19 protein-coding genes are annotated in these 19,405 nt (G+C 33.6%); 10 read left to right on the plus strand and 9 right to left on the minus strand.

Going from position 1 to position 19,405, the window contains the following annotated elements; genetic code table 11:
• Window positions 1-15: 15 nt before the first annotated feature.
• Window positions 16-777 carry a MurR/RpiR family transcriptional regulator gene (locus HMPREF3267_RS00840; RefSeq protein ID WP_002460141.1) on the minus strand — a complete coding sequence of 254 codons (762 nt, stop codon included), beginning with the start codon at window positions 775-777 and terminating at the stop codon, window positions 16-18.
• Between the two features lie 207 nt (window positions 778-984).
• Here HMPREF3267_RS00840 and HMPREF3267_RS00845 point away from each other — a divergent pair, with 207 nt between their 5' ends.
• On the plus strand, window positions 985-2,580 hold the full coding sequence (locus HMPREF3267_RS00845; protein WP_062077967.1) for an alpha-glucoside-specific PTS transporter subunit IIBC: 1,596 nt from the start codon (window positions 985-987) through the stop codon (window positions 2,578-2,580).
• 201 nt (window positions 2,581-2,781) lie between these two features.
• Here HMPREF3267_RS00845 and HMPREF3267_RS00850 read toward each other — a convergent pair whose 3' ends face one another.
• Entirely contained in the window at window positions 2,782-3,312 is a 531-nt protein-coding gene (locus tag HMPREF3267_RS00850; RefSeq protein ID WP_002460138.1) for a hypothetical protein, read from the minus strand.
• 380 nt (window positions 3,313-3,692) lie between these two features.
• Here HMPREF3267_RS00850 and HMPREF3267_RS00855 point away from each other — a divergent pair, with 380 nt between their 5' ends.
• The gene (locus HMPREF3267_RS00855) at window positions 3,693-4,340 is read left to right on the plus strand and encodes an HAD-IA family hydrolase (RefSeq protein ID WP_002460137.1); all 648 of its coding nucleotides are present in this window, start codon (window positions 3,693-3,695) and stop codon (window positions 4,338-4,340) included.
• A gap of 3 nt (window positions 4,341-4,343) precedes the next feature.
• On the plus strand, window positions 4,344-4,535 hold the full coding sequence (locus HMPREF3267_RS12210) for a hypothetical protein (protein ID WP_002460136.1): 192 nt from the start codon (window positions 4,344-4,346) through the stop codon (window positions 4,533-4,535).
• A 153-nt stretch (window positions 4,536-4,688) separates the two neighbouring features.
• Here the strand turns inward: HMPREF3267_RS12210 and HMPREF3267_RS00860 are convergent, their stop codons facing one another.
• Window positions 4,689-4,877 carry a hypothetical protein gene (locus HMPREF3267_RS00860; RefSeq protein WP_002460135.1) on the minus strand — a complete coding sequence of 63 codons (189 nt, stop codon included), beginning with the start codon at window positions 4,875-4,877 and terminating at the stop codon, window positions 4,689-4,691.
• A complete protein-coding gene (locus tag HMPREF3267_RS00865; RefSeq protein ID WP_002460134.1) occupies window positions 4,874-5,230 on the minus strand; it encodes a hypothetical protein in 357 nt (118 codons plus the stop codon). Before HMPREF3267_RS00865 ends, HMPREF3267_RS00860 begins: the two co-directional genes overlap by 4 nt.
• Window positions 5,231-5,504: 274 nt before the next feature.
• Here HMPREF3267_RS00865 and HMPREF3267_RS00870 point away from each other — a divergent pair, with 274 nt between their 5' ends.
• Entirely contained in the window at window positions 5,505-6,884 is a 1,380-nt protein-coding gene (locus HMPREF3267_RS00870; RefSeq protein WP_002460133.1) for an amino acid permease, read from the plus strand.
• Window positions 6,885-7,024: 140 nt separating this feature from the next.
• Here HMPREF3267_RS00870 and HMPREF3267_RS00875 read toward each other — a convergent pair whose 3' ends face one another.
• The 5 genes from HMPREF3267_RS00875 to HMPREF3267_RS00895 all read right to left on the minus strand — a co-directional run bounded on the left by HMPREF3267_RS00875 (window position 7,025) and on the right by HMPREF3267_RS00895 (window position 12,094).
• Window positions 7,025-7,897: a MurR/RpiR family transcriptional regulator gene (locus HMPREF3267_RS00875; protein WP_002460132.1), complete on the minus strand. Its 873-nt coding sequence runs from the start codon at window positions 7,895-7,897 to the stop codon at window positions 7,025-7,027.
• Window positions 7,898-7,900: 3 nt separating this feature from the next.
• Window positions 7,901-9,289, minus strand: coding sequence for a PTS transporter subunit EIIC (locus HMPREF3267_RS00880; protein ID WP_002492282.1), 1,389 nt, complete (start codon window positions 9,287-9,289; stop codon window positions 7,901-7,903).
• A 13-nt stretch (window positions 9,290-9,302) separates the two neighbouring features.
• Window positions 9,303-10,190 carry an N-acetylmuramic acid 6-phosphate etherase gene (murQ, locus tag HMPREF3267_RS00885; RefSeq protein WP_062077965.1) on the minus strand — a complete coding sequence of 296 codons (888 nt, stop codon included), beginning with the start codon at window positions 10,188-10,190 and terminating at the stop codon, window positions 9,303-9,305.
• Window positions 10,187-11,236 (minus strand): MupG family TIM beta-alpha barrel fold protein, encoded by a 1,050-nt coding sequence (locus HMPREF3267_RS00890; RefSeq protein WP_002460129.1) that lies wholly within the window; start codon window positions 11,234-11,236, stop codon window positions 10,187-10,189. Before HMPREF3267_RS00890 ends, murQ begins: the two co-directional genes overlap by 4 nt.
• Before the next feature lie 168 nt (window positions 11,237-11,404).
• Window positions 11,405-12,094: a helix-turn-helix transcriptional regulator gene (locus HMPREF3267_RS00895; RefSeq protein ID WP_002478793.1), complete on the minus strand. Its 690-nt coding sequence runs from the start codon at window positions 12,092-12,094 to the stop codon at window positions 11,405-11,407.
• A 392-nt stretch (window positions 12,095-12,486) separates the two neighbouring features.
• On the opposite strand from HMPREF3267_RS00895, the gene HMPREF3267_RS00900 reads away from it, so the two are divergent.
• The 6 genes from HMPREF3267_RS00900 (at window position 12,487) to HMPREF3267_RS00925 (ending at window position 19,265) form a co-directional block, all read left to right on the plus strand.
• A complete protein-coding gene (locus HMPREF3267_RS00900) occupies window positions 12,487-13,263 on the plus strand; it encodes an inositol monophosphatase family protein (RefSeq protein ID WP_037545130.1) in 777 nt (258 codons plus the stop codon).
• Between the two features lie 118 nt (window positions 13,264-13,381).
• Window positions 13,382-14,332 (plus strand): LCP family glycopolymer transferase, encoded by a 951-nt coding sequence (locus HMPREF3267_RS00905; RefSeq protein WP_002460126.1) that lies wholly within the window; start codon window positions 13,382-13,384, stop codon window positions 14,330-14,332.
• A 299-nt stretch (window positions 14,333-14,631) separates the two neighbouring features.
• Window positions 14,632-17,586, plus strand: a complete 2,955-nt coding sequence (gene fdhF, locus HMPREF3267_RS00910) for a formate dehydrogenase subunit alpha (RefSeq protein WP_070823813.1) — start codon at window positions 14,632-14,634, stop codon at window positions 17,584-17,586.
• Window positions 17,586-18,056: a helical membrane plugin domain-containing protein gene (locus HMPREF3267_RS00915; RefSeq protein WP_002460124.1), complete on the plus strand. Its 471-nt coding sequence runs from the start codon at window positions 17,586-17,588 to the stop codon at window positions 18,054-18,056. The genes fdhF and HMPREF3267_RS00915 overlap by 1 nt, the downstream gene beginning before the upstream one ends.
• Window positions 18,057-18,238: 182 nt before the next feature.
• The gene (locus HMPREF3267_RS00920; RefSeq protein WP_002460123.1) at window positions 18,239-18,472 is read left to right on the plus strand and encodes a hypothetical protein; all 234 of its coding nucleotides are present in this window, start codon (window positions 18,239-18,241) and stop codon (window positions 18,470-18,472) included.
• Between the two features lie 19 nt (window positions 18,473-18,491).
• A complete protein-coding gene (locus HMPREF3267_RS00925; protein WP_062077961.1) occupies window positions 18,492-19,265 on the plus strand; it encodes an N-acetylglucosaminidase in 774 nt (257 codons plus the stop codon).
• Window positions 19,266-19,405: the final 140 nt, after the last annotated feature.

Raw genomic sequence — 19,405 nt, forward strand, 5'->3', positions numbered from 1 at the left:
AAACTGACACTTCGCTTATTTTAGTTCATGTGCTTCTTTACGCTCGTTGTATTTACGTAGTAATGTTTCAAAAAATATGTGATAACTTATAAAACTAGAATAATCTGTACCATCATATAAATAGAAGGTGTTACTTGATACATAAACATTGTAATTGGCTTTCTGTGCTAACGTATTATCTTTTAATGTAGTGACAGAGATAAAGTATTTCTGGCGTAATTGCAGTAAGTTTGTGATTTCAGGTAGCTGTGTGGTTTCTCCTGATAATGAAATAATAAAGAATAAATCATTATCTTCAGAGCGATTTAACACCATTTTTAGTTCATGTACATCGTGTAAGACGATAATACTATGATGCATAGTTAATAAGATACGCTGTGCTTCTTCAGCAACGTTTTTTTGAGCACGACCAGTACCATACAAGTAAATCGTTGACGCCGCATTTAATTTATCAGTTATAAGATCATAGTCTATACGTTCTAAATAAGAAAATGTATTGTCAATTTCTTGTTTAAACGCATCTATAGAATCACTCGAGTGTTGTTGTTGTATTTCTGTTTCAAATTTCAAAAATGATTTAAAGTCACTATAACCATCAAAACCAAGCTTTCGAGTGAAGCGGTGAATCGTAGCATTTGATGCATGCGTATATTGTGCCAGCTCTTGTATTTTTAAATTTTTACAGTCCTCAATATGTGCGTTGACATAATGGGCAATTTGCAGGTCATTTTCATTTAATTTTGAAAAGTTTTTATTTACTCGTTCGTCTAAAAACATAAATAATCCTCAATTCTTATGAAAAAATTTTCATATAATGAAAACATAATCTGATTATACAAAATACTTTCAAAATAGGTCAACTGCATTGTTTGTATGAAAGCGTTTACTATATATTAAACATATAACCTATTTGAAAACGTTTTAACCGATATTAAGGCGATTGAGAAATCATATTTAGAACATAGTTAAGGGAGGAAGTACAAAATGAACGCAATAAAACGCTTTGGTAGTGCGATGATTGTTCCTGTGCTGATGTTTGCATTTTTTGGGATTGTACTTGGATTTTCTACATTATTTAAAAATCCAACAATTATGGGGAGTTTAGCGGATAGTCATACTTTTTGGTTTAAATTTTGGTCAATAATAGAAGCAGGCGGTTGGGTTATTTTTAACCATATGGAAATCGTCTTTGTAGTAGGCTTACCTTTATCGCTCGCTAAAAAAGCACCGGGCCATGCAGCATTGGCAGCATTAATGGGCTACCTTATGTTCAATACATTTATCAATGCGATTTTAACACAATGGCCCCATACCTTTGGTGCAAATTTAGAAAAAGGCGTTGAAAATGTTACTGGATTAAAAGCTATTGCAGGAATCGAAACGTTAGATACCAATATTCTTGGTGGTATTATTATTTCAGCTATAATCACATGGATACATAATAGATACTATAGTAAACGCTTACCAGAAATGTTAGGTGTGTTCCAAGGGCTAACATTTGTTGTAACTATCTCATTTTTTGTTATGTTGCCTGTCGCTGTAATTACATGTATCGTATGGCCAACTATCCAAAGTGGTATTGAGTCTGTACAACATTTTATTATTGGATCAGGGTACGTAGGTGTATGGTTATATCATTTTTTAGAGCGGGTGTTAATACCAACAGGATTACATCATTTTATTTATGCACCAATTGAAGTTGGACCAGTCGTGGCTAAAGATGGACTTAAGGCAGAATGGTTCCATCATTTAAATCAATTTGCAGAGAACAGTAAACCACTGAAAGAACAATTTCACTATGGCTTTATGCTTCAAGGTAACGGTAAAGTTTTCGGTTGTGTGGGGATTGCATTAGCTATGTACTTTACAACACCTAAGAAAAACCGTAAGAAAGTAGCTGCTTTACTTATTCCAGCAACATTAACAGCAGTTGTAGCTGGGATTACAGAGCCATTAGAATTTACTTTCTTATTTATCGCACCATATTTATTTGTACTACATGCATTATTAGCAGCAACTATGGATACTTTGATGTATCTATTTGGTGTTGTTGGTAATATGGGCGGTGGTGTATTAGATTTCTTAGCCACAAACTGGATTCCATTAGGACAGAAACACTGGATGACATATGTAGTTCAAGTCGTTATCGGATTAATATTCGTAGGTATCTACTTTGTACTATTTAGATATTTAATTTTAAAATTTGATATTCCTTTACCAGGGCGTAGAGACGAAGAAGACGTTAAATTATTCTCTAAAAAAGATTACAAAGATAAAAAAGGAGATAATACAACAAACAGTAAACAGGCAGTAGCTGGTAACGAATACGAAGAAAAAGCAATTTATTATCTGGATGGATTAGGTGGCAAAGAAAATATTAAAGATGTCACTAATTGTACAACGCGATTGCGCTTAACTGTGAATGATCCAGAAAAAGTTGAAGAAAGTGCTTATTTCACACATAATCAAATGGCACACGGTTTAGTTAAAAGCGGTAAAAATGTCCAAGTTGTTGTAGGGATGTCTGTTCCTCAAGTAAGAGAAGCGTTTGAAAATTTAGTAACTATGGATGATAAGTAATATTCAGTTACAAACGGAACCATTTTTAAAAAGTATGTTGGTGAAATGCTTTAAGGAATAGTGCTAGTTGAAGACCAAGGATGAGACAGTACCCTAGAAACGTAAAGCCTTAAAATACGGCGTAAAAAAGCACAAAGATGATTTGAAGTTAAAAATCATCTTTGTGCTTTTTATTTTGAGTAACGAACTGATGGCTTTTGATTATGAAATACGAGATTTATGCATAGCACTTGAACGATAAGATGCTGATAGGACATCAATATTATGTGTTGCGATTGTACGTAATAAGTGTGCGAATGTTTCTGGTGAACAACAAACACTGGCACAATCTGGATTCAAGGTATAATTTATAGCATAATGATTTGAGAATAAGGTCATGATATCAATGACTTTATCTTTAATGAAAGCATCTTGCAAACCATCTATTTTTAAATCAAAACGTTTGGAGGATTGATATAATTTTTCAGAATTAAGAAGTTCGTCTACATGCTTTGGAGGTAAAATTTGATAAATTAAATACTCGTGAAAACTTAAGAAACTAATTACATAAGGTAGTTGTTGTTTAGGTAAGCTAAGCTCTAAGACAAAAATACCTTTTTTCTTAGTTATACTGTATTGAATTGATTCACAAAAGTGAATTTGTTTACAAATTTTAATTAGTTGTTTACGCGTTGAACGTGATTTCAAACCTGCGATATTTAAAATGTAGGTTTCAAATTTATCTATCAACATGTGATGTCCTCCTCTAAAATTATATTTTTAAATAATGTAACGAAATTGAACGATATATTATCATATACGCTTATGTGACAGCGTCTTACCAAATTGTGTGAAGATGTGTTGCGTGGATAAGTAAAATAGCTACGTTCTCTTATTCACACTGATTGTATCATTCTTTGAGAATATTATCACTAAGACTTTTGAATGAACTTAAATTTAATTGAATTGTCATATGATTTTTACGTTAACTATACAAAAGTGATGATCTATTTTAAAGATTCAAGTAGCAGTATCATGATAATGATAGACAAACTATTAAATTTTGATTACAAAATAGACGATAAATAGTATGTTAAAATATAAGCATTACAGAGAAAAAGAGGGGAATATTGATGTATAAAGCAGTTGTTTTTGATTTTGATGGAACAATTATTGATACGGAGGAACATTTATTTTCATTAATAAATAAACATTTGACTAGTCACAAATTATCTCCAATATCAAGGTCATTTTATCGTAGCAATGTTGGTGGGAAAGCACAGCCTCTGCATGACTATTTAACAGAAGCTTTAGGCGTTGATGATAAACAAGCAATTTATACAGAACATAATGACACAAGTAAGCATTTAGAAGTAAAAGAAACAATTGCGCAGTTGATGCGCTACTTGAAACAGCATCATATACCTATGGCCATCGCTACGAGTAGCTATCGACAAGATATTATGCCAACAGTGCACCAATTAGGGCTCGATGCTTATGTCGATGTCATAGTCGGTCGAGAAGATGTCGATGATATTAAACCGAATCCAGATCCTTATTTAGTAGCAGTACAGAAACTTAATTATGCACCGGGACATTGTTTAGCTATTGAAGATTCAGTTAATGGTGCGACTGCTGCAGTAACTGCAGGATTAGATGTAATTGTAAATACAAATGAAATGACTAAGCAACAAGATTTTTCAGCTATTTCATACATTGGTAAAGATATGGATTTTGATAGTATTGTCACAGCATGCTTCGAACGAGGAAAGGAGCACTAACACATGAATTGGAATATCCTTCTATTCTTTATAGCAGGGCCCATTATCATTGGCATTATCAATCTTATTATTGCGCCAAAGCTTAACCAACACTTACCTCGACGTAAACATACACGAAGATTCTTTATCAATACTTTCATCTATCTCATCATCGCTATTATCATCTACAAAATAATACTCGAGCCCCAACAATAAGAAACTCCAAATAAAAACATACAATCAAAGGAAGCTTGGGATTCCAGCTTCCTTTGATTAGAAATCTATTAAAACGTGAGTATAAAACGAAAAGGTATAATCTTAAAAAATGAAGCTAGAATTATGTCTTGCTTTCACGTATTATAGTGATGTTTACGACATACTTTTAATAATTAATGTTGTAATTATTAAAAGTAGCAAAATTGCATCAATACCAACCATAAACATAAAGCGTGTTGCACTTTGATTATCTGCTTGTTGTCGTTTCATCGCAATATAATTTGGTATAAGGCTAATAATAAGTAAAATTATAAGAATAATACCAATAATAATGGTGCTCATCGCACTCTACCTCCTCTTTTATTATGTATTAATTCCCAAATGGCTCCCGCAAGAATACCGACGATTAGACCTATGATAAGTCCAATTTTTACCGTGAAAAAGAGCCCTCCTAATAAAATAAAAATAACAAGTGATATCGAGAGTGTCGTACTATATATAACCTTGCGCATTTCAGAATTGAAGATAGCGAATAAGCCTACATAGAGAACAAAGAAAGATAGTATAGCTAAAATCGTTCTTATACTTAAAGCACTAAGTGATGAACGCGTGCCACTAAAATAATTAAGAATAAAAAATAAAACGCCAAATATAATTGAAAATTTTAACCCACGTAAACTAAGTTCTTTAATCATAAATAATCTCCTTTATTATTAATTGAAAGTATAACATAAAACGAAAGAAATACGTGTATGCTTTATATCATAATGAATATAAAAAATAACCATTTTGAAAGGTGAAAAAGCTTAATTTTAGTAAATTTTATAGCTTGCAAAAGCTTGTAAAATCAATGTTGTAACCGATTTCAAAAAACTGTAAAATTTTTGTACCATTTTGTTCAAATTATAGTATAATAACCTACATAAGTTTTTTCAGAAAACTTAGAATAAACAGAGATGGGGTTTGGTTATGAGTAACAATGAATTACACAGATCTCTGAGTGCACGTCAAGTGAGAATGATCGCACTCGGGGGCACGATTGGTGTAGGTTTATTTATGGGAGCTACAAGTACAATTAAGTGGACTGGGCCATCTGTGATTTTCGCTTATTTAATTGCAGGGATTTTTTTGTTCTTAATTATGAGAGCAATGGGAGAAATGATTTATTTAAATCCTACTACAGGATCATTTGCAACCTTTGCAAGTGACTACATTCATCCTGTTGCAGGTTATATGACTGCCTGGAGTAATATATTTCAGTGGATAGTCGTAGGTATGAGTGAAGTGATTGCTGTTGGAGAGTATATGAATTTTTGGTTTCCGAATTTACCACAATGGGTTCCTGGAGTGATTGCAGTAGCCTTATTATTAACTGCAAACTTAGCAACAGTTAAAGCATTTGGAGAATTTGAGTTCTGGTTTGCGTTAATCAAAGTTATAACAATATTATTAATGATTGTTGCCGGATTAGGTTTAATCTTCTTTGGTATTGGTAATGGTGGTCATCCTATTGGTATATCTAATTTATGGTCACATGGTGGTTTTCTACCTCATGGCTGGATGGGCTTCTTCTTTGCCTTATCCATCGTTATTGGTTCATATCAAGGGGTAGAACTTATCGGTATAACAGCTGGAGAAACTAAAAATCCAAAGAAAAATATTAAGAGTGCGATTAATGGTGTTATTTGGCGTATTCTTATCTTCTATATTGGTGCAGTGTTTGTCATTGTGTCAATCTATCCTTGGGATCAATTGGGCGATATTGGTAGTCCATTTGTAGCCACTTTTGCAAAAATCGGTATAACATTTGCAGCAGGATTAATTAACTTTGTAGTATTAACAGCAGCATTATCAGGATGTAATTCAGGTATTTTTAGTGCTAGTCGAATGATTTATACGTTAGCACAAAAAGGTCAAATGCCTAAAGTATTTACTAAAGTAATGAGAAATGGTGTGCCATTGTATGCTGTATTAGCAATTTCTATCGGCATATTAGTAGGAGCATTGTTAAATGTTGTATTACCAGTGTTTATAAAAGGCGCAGATAGTATTTTTGTGTATGTTTATAGTGCGTCTATTTTACCTGGTATGATTCCGTGGTTCATGATATTAATTAGTCATTTACGTTTTAGAAAATTACATCCGGAACAATTAGAAGGGCATCCATTCAAAATGCCAGGCGGTTCATTCGCGAATTATATCACTATTGCATTTTTAATTATTGTATTAATTGGTATGTTAATCAATAAAGAAACGGTAGTGTCTGTGCTGATTGGGATTGTCTTTTTAGTGGCTGTTTCAATTTACTATTTTATTCGCGGACATCATAAAGCCGAACGTCAAAATTAAATCATTAATAACTCAAACATTTAAAGTTCGGTAACATAATGAATAGTTAATCTATGATTATGAAAAACAAATTACGATTAAAAAGTGCGGACGGGATTAATGTCAATAATGACTTTAATCTCGTCCGCTTTTATTCGTAATTAATGTCTAAACTCAATATTTGATAGATGCTTGCGATAGTTGTCTAGAGCCATTTTAGATTGCGTGATGAAATCTAGTGAATCTTGATAATTTAATGCAATATATCTGTAGAATAATGTATCAATCGTATACATTTGTGCAAATAATGAGGTTGTAGCACCCATTCTTAATTCGTTTTCATCACTGTTACCATAAACTAAGACAACCTCTGATGCTTGTGCTACTGGATTGTGCTTATGACTTGTTACTGTCATGATAGGAATATGATAATCTTTAATCACTTTGACCAAGGCTTGTAATTCACTTTGATCACCATTGTTTGTGATAAATAAGATGCAATCACTTTGACTATGTGTAGACAATTGTGTCGTTAACATATGCGTTTCTTGTACGACTTGCACGTTTAATCCTATGCGTGAAAATTTTTGATAGATATCGAGTGCACATACGTAAGATGCACCGTAGCCAAAGACATATATGGTCTTTGCGCGCTTAAGTTGTTTACACATTTGATCAATCGCATAAGGTTTAATTGCTTGGGTACTTTTATTAATAGCATTTGCAGCACGTTGATGCAATTTATTTTTAATTTTATCAACACTATCGTTGGCTAAAATTTCGATATTATAGGGTAATGATTGTTTTGGGAAGATTTGTTGAATATTTATTTTGAGTCCTTCAAACCCATCATCATTAAATTGATAACTAAATGCATCAATCTTAGTAACATCAATATTAAGCGTTTTCGAAAGTGATTCCACACTCATGTTAATGATGTCGTACGGATGGTTCAATATAAATTGAGCAATATACTGTTCTGTCGTTGTCATATATTCATATTGATCATCGATCGCGTTTAATATATTTGGCATAATTTAACCACCTAATTGCGTTGAATTTCGCATTGATTTCGTTGTACCAAAGAAATAGGTAAGTATAAAGCCACCAATGTAAGCTGAAATAAGTCCTATAAGGTATCCAAGATACATATGATTTGATATTAGTGGAAGTAATGATAATCCACTAGGTCCAATTGCACGAGCACCAATATGCCCGATACCTCCAATTACGGCACCGCCAATACCTCCCCCTAAGCAAGCGGTAAAGAATGGTCTTCCCAATGGCAAGGTTACTCCATAAATTAATGGTTCTCCTATTCCAAGAAAGCCTGCAGGTAAAGCACCTTTAATGACATTAGCTAATTGTTTATTACGTTTACAGCGCATCCATAAGGCAAGGGCAGCACCAACTTGACCTGCGCCTGCCATTGCGGCGATAGGTAATAAATTAGTAGCACCGGTTTGATTGATGAGTTCGATATGGATAGGTGTGAAGATATGGTGCAAACCTAACATGACTAAAGGCAAGAATGATGCACCAATAATAAAGCCACTAAAGATACCACCAATATCAATTACCCAGTTGACTACAATCACTAAACCTGATGATATAAATCCTGCTAATGGCATGATTACAAATATCGTTAGCAAACCTATTATTAATAGCGTTAAAGTAGGAGTTATAATTATGTCAATGGCATTTGGAACTATTTTATGCAATCTTTTTTCAATTAAACTGAGTAACCAGACAGCAATGATAACACCAATAATACCACCTTGACTAGGTAAAAGTGGCTCCCCAGTAAAAATATTTACAATTGGATTTTTATCACTTATACCTGTTAGTAATGTCGTACCACCGATGACGCCACCTAAACCTGGAGTTGCTCCAAAGACTTTGGCAGCATTTATTCCAGTATAGATAGCTAAATAAAAGAACATACCATCTTTAATGACATTTAAGACAACAACCATTTGTTTTACCCAATCCGCAGTTAAATCACCGGCTTGGATAAAATTATTTAAAACTGCTGCTATACCACCGATTAATCCTGCACCAACAAAGGCTGGTATTAAAGGAATAAAAATATCTGCTATGGTTCTAAGTACTTTATTCCAACGTTTATTAGAATTTTTATGCTGTTTATTTTCAGTTGGCTGCGCAGGTGAGGATGTGGTTTTGTGTTGTTTTTCTATATATTCTGTCACTTTGTCCACTACACCTGGGCCTAACACGATTTGTAAACGGTCATCATCAATGACCCCAAGTACACCTTTAATTGATTTTAATTCAGTGTAATTGACGTGTTGCTTATTATTCAACTTTAGGCGAATACGTGTCATGCAATGAAGAATATCGTTTATATTTTCAATGCCACCGACAGCATGTAATATTTGCTCAGCAAGTTGTTGTTCATTTTTCATAAGAAACGCCTCCTTAAGATTGAATCGCTTTTTTAATGACTCCATTATGCTTTGTTAATCTTAGTTGGGCATCGTTTCTAGAAGTGTCACACATATGCATGACAACTGCTACTTTAATATCATTATTAGCTTGTTGATAAAGATGTTGTGCTGTTTCATGATCAATACTACATATATCTTCAATTATATGAATTGAACGTTGTTGTAATTTGGTGTTTGTTGGTTTCAAGTCGACCATCAAGTTATCATATACTTTACCGATGCCAATCATAGTCATTGTCGATATCATATTAAGCACTAACTTTTGTGAAGTACCGGCTTTTAAACGCGTTGATCCAGTTAATACTTCGGGACCAACGTTAACTTCTAGTGCATAATCTGCAAGTTGACTTATATCACTGTTGACATTACAAGATAAGGCAACGGTTTTAGCTTCTAATTGATTCGCATAAGTGAGTGCACCTATGACATAAGGTGTACGACCACTGGCTGAAATTCCTACAACCACATCTTGTTTATTAAGATTGATATTTTTTAAATCTTGTTCTCCTAATGATGCACTGTCTTCAGCTCCTTCAATGGCTGTTGTCATTGCACCTTGTCCTCCAGCAATTAGACCAATAACTTCACCTGGTGATGTATTGAATGTTGGTACACACTCTGCAGCATCGAGCACACCTAAACGTCCACTTGTGCCTGCACCGATATAAATGAGTCTGCCACCTTTAGAAAATTGATGAATGATTGTTTCAATGGCTTTACTTAATTCCGGTAAAATTTGCTGAACTGCTATTGCTACTTGTTGATCTTCGCTGTTAATTGTTTTTAATGCTTCTAAAATAGGCATGTCATCCAGGTGCATCGTACGTTTGTTTCTACGCTCTGTCATTAAATGTTTCATTGATTTACTCCTTTATCTTCAATAAATTCAAATGTATCATTTGGTTGGATGAGTGGTAGTAAGACTTGGTCCTCTGCAACAATTGTAGCAAGATAATTAACATGTGAATGTGTCGGTAAAGGAGTTCTAACAATTTGAATTTCACCTTCATAACGCCCATTTAAATGATTATCTATCGTTACATGGCCACAACTTCTAATATCGAATGGGTAAGGCTGTGACGTGATATGTTGCTGGCATCTAGAGCGAGATTCCGATGAGCGAATCACATGTTCTGGTGCATCAGGCCGTGATGTATGTTGTTGTAATAATAATTGTTGATAAGAATGTTCCAGTTTGGTCACCTTAAGCTTGAAATGTCTATCTCGTAACATAAATATAAGTTGTTCAGCATGTTTGGCAGTCATGTATGGATCGCTAATAATAATATTATTGATGCCACTATTCATAAGTTGAGTTGCAGCTAATAAAGGATTGTTTGTTCTATGCTGCTCTATTGTAGGTAGTCCGCAATAAAGTGGTCCACGAAATTCTGATCCTGGTATAAAAGCAAAAATAATGCTATTTGAATCAAACTGTCGAATTAAGTGATTTTGTGCGCTGACAAAATCTGTTGATAAACCAGTATCAGGCCGTGGATAATAATTATGACAGTAGTATATAGGTTGTTTAGTAGGAAGTTGCTGCAATATTGAAGCATCAATGGTACTTGCGTTTAAACAGCATTTTAAACCATGATTTTGCAGTTCTTCGATCATTGAAATTTGAAGCTGATTATCTATTCTAATAATAAAATTCCCTGTCGAAATATTATTGAAAAATGTAAAAAAGTCATGATTAAGCAAGTCAGGATGGACATCTATTACATAAGTCATATTGACGTTACGCAAAAGCTCACATAACTCTCCCAAATATGCAAGTTGTTGACGTAGCGATAACTTAGATAACTGCAAGGATGTGAATATCATGTCATAACCAAGCTGAGTCATCTTGTGTATGTATGTCTTGTTTAAGGTTGTTCCTAGATATACTGAAAATCCAACCATGGTAAACCTCCTTTAATGCTATAATCATATTTATTATAAACGTTACGTAATCAGTTTACAATTTACCTATAAAATATTTTTATATTTAATTTAGAAAACAATAAAATGATATTGATTTCAGCACGATAATTGTCTGTTTTTAAACTTAAAAAACCCGACAGAATACAGTTAATCTGACGGGTTTAAAAATTGTGTATAATTATCAATTGTTATATCATGCGTGTTTAAAGTCTTTTCGAAAGAATAGGAAATATCATGGATTGCTAATATAGGTAATTCTCGTGTACAACCATGCCCAATATCAAAAACAATCGCAAGCCACTCAGCGTTTTTACATAAAATACCGATAAAAATAACATTTTGAGCAGCCATTTTATTATCGCTAACAAAATCGACAGACATTACGTTGCGTTCGGCACTGTATATGAGAATGTCTGAAAACAACTTAGGTAATGGTGTCGCTTCAATTGTGTCGAATTTAATATATTTGTCCATACGTTTAAGCAGCTTTCTTACGCGTGTATTTGGCAACTTTAAACATTGCTGAATAATTTCTTGTATTTCTTGTTTATAAGGTAATGAAGAATACGATTGACTTTCATTTAGTGTAAGAAAAAGTGCAAGTAGTTGCTCTTCTGAGATGGAAAGTGCCATTTTTGATTGAGACTGTTGAATTTGAAAACCGCCCAATTTACCATGCTGTGCAAATATCCTTACACCTTGTTCTTCTAACTCGGCGATATCACGCGAAATGGTACGTTTAGACACATTTAATGCTGTTGCTAATTCAGAGGCTGTCATTTTACGATTCTGTTGTATTACATGGATGAGTTGATTTTGTCTTTCAGCTTTATTCAAATTAGACACCACCTAATGTTACATATTACTTTAATTATAACATATAAGTGACAATGATGACATTTGTATATATGTAAAGTGTTTTGTAACTAAAAAAAATTAAAAAATATTTGGAAAACGCTTACATTTTCTTAATAATTGTGCTATTATAATAATTGTAACAGGGGAGAGCGATTACAAACAAAGGGGTAAAGCTATGTAACAGATAGCTTAAAATAATCGTTCACGTTACATCGAAACATCTTCAATATTTATTACTTACTTTCCTTTCTATTTGTCGGCTAGCATATGACTAGCCGTTTTTTTCGTTTGAATTTAATTATAAATCAGCTATACGTTAATATAGGAATACGTTAAAATAAAGTAAAAAAAGAAATGAGGTGACTCATTTAATGCATAAGCGATTAGAAGAAATTGATCAGCTTATTGAGAGATGGATACAACAGCTTGATGTAATCATTCCTCAGTTATTGGCTAAATTAGATACAGATATAAAGCAAGATAGATTTGATTTGGTAACAAATGTAGATAAAGCCTTACAGCAGCATTTTAGTGAATTGTTACATGAGCATCTTCCAGGACATCAATTGGTAGCTGAAGAGAAAAATAATGACACGATAAGTGCACATGAAGGACATGTGTGGTTGTTAGATCCAATCGACGGTACTGCAAATTTAGTAAAACAACAAGAAGATTATTGTATTATTATCGGTTATTTTGTTAATGGAAAGCCTAAGTTATCATACATATACGATTATGTTCATCAAAAGCTCTATAAAGCAATGGAACATCGAGGGGCCTTTGAAAACAATAATCCTTTACCCAAACCACCCATACTTAGTTTACAAGATGCGATGATTTCATTTGATGCGCAGTATATACCAGTAGATGTATCCAAAGCATTGCGTGAAGCATGCTTTGCTAATCGCAACATTGGCTCATGTGGTTTAGATTCAATAAAAGTAATAAAGGGACAATTTGGTGCATATATTAATACGAATCCTAAGCCTTGGGATATTGCAGCACAACATTTATTTGCCAAGGAATTAGGACTGAAGATGACATGTTTGACTCGTGCTGCTCTAAATATTGCTGAAGCAGGTCCGTTTATTATCAGTAATGAAGGTTGCTATGACGAGATTATTAATATTTATCAGCGCTATAGTTAAATTTTAAATAATAGTGAAACATTTTAGCAAAATTCTAATAAATAAGGCTAAAGATGTATTCAAAAATAATGTTTTATGGATATAATTGATGTGACTAATAGTGAATGGAGTGGTTTGTGTGCGACGGTCAGAACGGAAAAAAATGAATTTACCGTTAAAAATCTTTTTATGGATGTTTGGAATACTAGTATTATTGGCAATTATAGCAGTTATATATGTCGCTGCGAAAATTTTTATTACAGGGGATAAAATACATAATCCTCTTGATCGCAGTCATTCAGCATTAAGAAGTAAAAATGTCAATTTAAGTAAAGGAGAACCTTTTACGATTGCGTTATTTGGTGTTGATTCTGATGCCAAAAGAAAACAAGCAAATGATGGACAAAGAAGTGATACCATCATGATTCTATCAATAAACCCTAGCAAACAAAAAACGGATATAGTCAGTATTCCAAGGGATACAAAAGCAGATATTGTTGGTAGAGGAACAACTGAAAAAATCAACCATGCATATGCTTATGGTGGTGCCAACATGGCTGTAAAATCATTAGAAAAATTGATGAATGTTCCAATCGATCATTATGCTACGATTGATATGGATGGTTTACATGATATGATTGATGCATTAGGTGGCGTTGATGTTGTAAGTAATGACACCTTTACCATTAATGGCACACACTTCGTTCATGGTGAAAAAACACATTTAGATGGCGATAAAGCAATGAACTTTATCAGAAGTCGTAAAGAAGAAGGCGCAGGTGGCGATTTCGGTCGTCAAGAACGACAGCAAATCATTTTACAAGCAATGGCCAATAAAATGGTAAGTAAATCTTCTATCACGCATTTCAATAGTTTATTGTCTGAAATACAAAAAAATGTTAAAACAGATTTGAGTTTAAGTGAAATGAATCAAATTCGCAGTAATTACAAAGGTGCGAATAAAACAGTGAATCGCTATCAATTAGATGGTCAAGGTGGCATTCAAGATGATGGATTATACTACTTTATTCCAAGCGAATCATCTAAAAAAGACAGCACAGACATTATAAATAGTAATTTAGGCCTATAATAAAAGGTATTATAAACAAATTAGCCAGTAAATGAAGTTACAAAAACGTATTTACTGGTTAATTTTTTTATGTGCCAGTTTCTTTAATTATTAACAATAAGATGCTCATATTACTTTTAATGAAAACGTATGCAGGAAAAAAGAATTGATTTTTTTAAATGTTATTAAAGTCTTAACATTCTAGTCATTAAGTTATACAATTAAGATGATTCTATTATCGATATATTTATATGTGGGGTATTGATGTAGGATATAGAGAAGTCTTTTAAGAATTAAATAAATATAAATGGGGTGAAGGTATGCAGGAACATTTAATTGTTACATTAGATGGCACAGATTATCTTGTTGAACCTGGAACAAACTTACTTGAGTTTATTAAGTCAAGAAATACGTTCGTACCTTCAATTTGCTATAACGAATCAATGGGACCAATCCAGACATGTGATACATGTATGGTTGAAATTGATGGGCAAATTGAGCGAGCGTGTAGTACGACAATTGATCGTCCAATGACGGTTAATACTGAAAATAATGAGGTTAAATCAAGCCAAAAAGAAGCGCTAGATAGAATTTTGGAAAAGCATATGCTGTATTGTACTGTTTGTGATTACAATAACGGTGATTGTGAAATTCATAATACGATGGACGAGTGGGGATTACAACATCAAACTTATGAATATAAAGAAAAACCATACGAGAAAGATTATGGTCCATTTTATCGATATGACCCTAATCAATGTATTTTGTGTGGGCGTTGTGTAGAGGCATGTCAAGACATTGAAGTAAATGAAACCATTCGCATTGACTGGGATAGAGAACATCCACGTGTCATTTGGGACAATGATGTACCTATCAATGAATCTTCATGTGTATCGTGTGGTCAATGTGCTACAGTGTGCCCGTGTAACGCTATGATGGAAGTTAATATGGAAGGTAATGCAGGTTATATGACTGATACAGAGCCAGGTTCTCTAGCAGCTATGATTGACTTAACAAAAAAGGCTGAACCAGGTTATGGTCCATTATTTGCGATTTCTGATTCAGAAGCAGAAATGCGTAAAGAACGTATTAACAAAACGAAAACCGTATGCACATATTGTGGTGTAGGTTGTTCATTTGAAGTATGGACGAAAGATAGAGAAGTATTAAAAGTTCAACCTTCACATGATTCTCCAGCCAACAAGGTTGCAACATGTGTTAAAGGTAAATTCTCATGGGGACATATCAATTCTGATCAGCGTTTAACGAAACCTCTAGTTCGTAAAAATGGTGAATTCCATGAAGTTGAATGGGATGAAGCTTTGAAAGTTGTTGTAGATAACTTTAGTCAGATTAAAAATCAATATGGTGGCGAAGCTTTAGCCTTTATTGCGTCATCTAAAGGAACCAATGAAGAATCGTATTTAATGCAAAAGTTATCACGACAAGTTTTTGGATCTAATAACGTTGATAACTGTTCAAGATATTGTCAGGCACCAGCAACAAAAGGTTTATTTAGAACAGTAGGACATGGTGGTGACTCTGGTTCTATAGAAGATTTAGAAAAAGCAGCAATGGCTGTGCTTATAGGTACAAATACGGCAGAGGCTCATCCGGTCATTGCATCACGTATGAAACGTGCTCAAAAGTTATTCGGGCAACGCTCACATGTCTTTGATATACGCAAACATGAAATGGCAGAACGTGCAGATGAATTTTACCAACCTAAACCAGGAACGGATCTCGTATGGTTAGGTGCAGCAACAAAATATATCATCGATCACGACTTACATGATAAGGCATTCATTGATGAATGGGTAGATAACTTTGATGATTATTATGCATCATTAGAACCATTTACAATGGAATTTGCTGAAGAAGCTACTGGTATACCAAAAGAAAGACTTATTAAGTTTGCTGAAGAAGCAGCTAAAGCAGAAACTGTAGCTATTTGCTGGGCTATGGGTATTACGCAACAAGATATTGGTAGTGACTCTAGTACAGCAATTTCCAATTTCTTATTAGCCACAGGCAATTATCGTAAACCTGGCTCAGGTGCCTATCCATTACGAGGACATAATAATGTTCAAGGTGCAAGTGATATGGGAAGCATGCCAGATCAATTTACTGGTTATCAAAGAGTTGTAGATGATGATGTGCGTGCTAAATTTGAAAAAGAATATGGTGTAACATTAAATCCAACACCTGGACGAGATAATCATCAAATGATGGAGGGTATCCATAATGATGAAATACATTCACTTTACTTATACGGTGAAGATACAGGTATTGTAGATTCAAACATTAATTTTGTACAATCTGCATTAGAAAAAGTAGACTTTTTAGTGGTACAAGATGAATTTCTAACTTTCACAGCTTCATATGCAGATGTCGTGTTACCAGCCAGTCCATCACTCGAAAAAGATGGAACATTTACGAATACAGAACGTCGTATTCAACGCATTAATCAAGCGTTAACACCTTTAGGAGATTCTAAACCTGACTGGGTCATTTTCCAAATGATTGCTAAAGAATTTGGATTTGACTGGAATTATAATTATCCTGGTGACATTATGGATGAAATTGCGCGATTAACACCTCTATATGCAGGTGTAAGTTATGATCGATTACAAGGCTTTGACAGCTTACAATGGCCAGTGCATGAAGATGGTACAGACGAACCATTACTCTACTTAGAAGGTTTTAATTTTGAGAATAAAAAAGCAAAATTCTATCCTTTATCATTTGATAACTTCTTTAAAGAAGATGAAGTATATGACTTACATGTTAATAATGGTCGTTTACTTGAACATTTCCATGAAGGTAATATGACTTATCAAACAGAAATGATTAAGTACAAAATGCCAAATACCTTTGTTGAAATATCACCAGAATTAGCAAAAGACCGTAATATTCACGAAGGTGCTGAAGTTAAACTGATATCTACAACGGGTGAAGCAAAACTAATTGTACATGTCACTGACCGAGTAAAAGGGAAAGAAATTTATATACCATTAAATAATGATGCGATGGTACACGGTGATATGGGTGCGATTAACTTATTGACAAATAGTGATGTTGATCAATATACAGATACACCATCCTACAAACGTACAAGTTGTCGTATGGAAATCCTTTCTCGACGTGGCAAGTCACCATTGAATCCAACGAACTTCCGCGTAGATAAACAACGTCATCCGCAATATAGTGTGCAGGTTCAGAAAAAATGGGAACGTCAGGACTACGTTTTCCCAGGAAATAAAGGTGATCAATAATGGCTGAAAGAATCACAAATATCAAACGTCTAAAAAAATCAGACGAGCAGATTAAGTTAGAAAACCTTACTGAAGTAACAGACGCGATTGCTGATAATAAAGATAGTATTTTAAAGGCGATCAAGTTAATAAAAGTATTGGATGATGCGAAACTCTTAGATGCATTAAATGGTGCTATTAAAGGAAGACAAGTTATTATCAACAAATTTGCAGTTGAATTAAATAAGGACATATATACCGGTTTGTTATCTAATATGGCATCGCTTGTATTTTTATTAGGTGATTTGGAAGTTAAAGATTTAAGTGCCTTTTTAGCTAAAGTGAACAAAGGGTTACATGTTGCGAACCAAGCTAGTCCTAATGCCAAAACATCAATTAGACATTTATTAGGTGTATTAAAAGATGATGATATGAATCGCAGTTTAACTTATATGTTAAATATGCTAAAAGGTATGTCTAGAGAACATTAGCCATAATTAGTTCATAGAGCGTATTATTCATATTTAGATATAAACGATAGGACAGAAAACAAAGTTATATTTGACTTTGTTTTACTGTCCTCTTTTTATGTAATAAAGCGCACAATAGGTTAAGGATATGGTATGGTGTTATATAGGTAAAATTGAGAGGATGAAGACTTATCGAATCAAAAATGATTAAGCGTATTATGATTGCATCAAATCTTTGCTTAGTTGCTGGGCTGATTTGTTTGTTTATCATGCAGTTTATGTTAGCAATAAGTATGTTTGCCATTTCTTTAACGATGAGCTTAGTACTATTTAATGTCTTACTTAGAGAGCGCAAAGGTTTAAAATGGGCAATCAATGGTTCATTTCTTTTTGTGGTGTTAGTAATTGTTGTAGCATATTTTATTATGACAAAGTGAAGATTGTGAGTATAGATCATTGAGGAAGAAGCGTAAAAAATTAAAAAAACATTATATTATAACTATATTAGCCATAACTAGCATCTTATTGTTATATAAAGGACAGTTATTTTTTATAAGCAATCAGCAGGTAACATTTGACGAGGCAGTGAGGTTACAAACTAGTTCAGAAATGATAAATACCATTAACAATAACGGTGAGTTTACTGCTGCTAATCGTCATCAAGTCGAAAGTGCTATGCGGATTTCTTTTCGAGATACAGAATTTAAGTATATGGAACTGACGCATCCCATTAAGATGTCTGAAAAAGAAGTAAATCAAATGCTTCATAATAAAGGCATACTCGATGGCCATGGGCAACAATTTTTAGAAGCACAAAAGCAATATAAAATTAATGTTATTTATTTAGTAAGCCATGCGCTGGTTGAAACCGGGGAAGGACAATCCACGTTAGCCAAAGGTATTACAGATGGGCAGCAACGCTATTATAATTTTTTTGGCATTGGTGCATTTGACAGCAATGCCATTCAAACAGGTAAAAGTTATGCCAAAACGCATCATTGGACTTCTCCCAATAAAGCGATTATAGATGGTGCATCTTTTATTCGCTCACACTATTTTGATCAAGGACAAGTTTCCTTGTATCAAATGAGGTGGAATCCGGCAAATCCAGCACATCATCAATATGCCACGGATATATATTGGGATGAACAAATTGCTAATTATATGGCGCATTTTTATAAACAATATGGTATTAAGAAAGATCGTATTCAGAGAGACTTTTATCGTTAATATAAAATAAATAGAGTGTTTCATTGATGCTATTTATTACATATTAAGTCAATTTGGGACATAAATACAAAGTATTAAAATTGTAATGTTAAAATCTTTTCTTCGGTATGATTTTTACAATATAATTTGAAGTGATTAAA

It is taken from the genome of Staphylococcus sp. HMSC62D11, from assembly GCF_001839145.1.
GTDB classification, from domain to species: domain Bacteria; phylum Bacillota; class Bacilli; order Staphylococcales; family Staphylococcaceae; genus Staphylococcus; species Staphylococcus lugdunensis.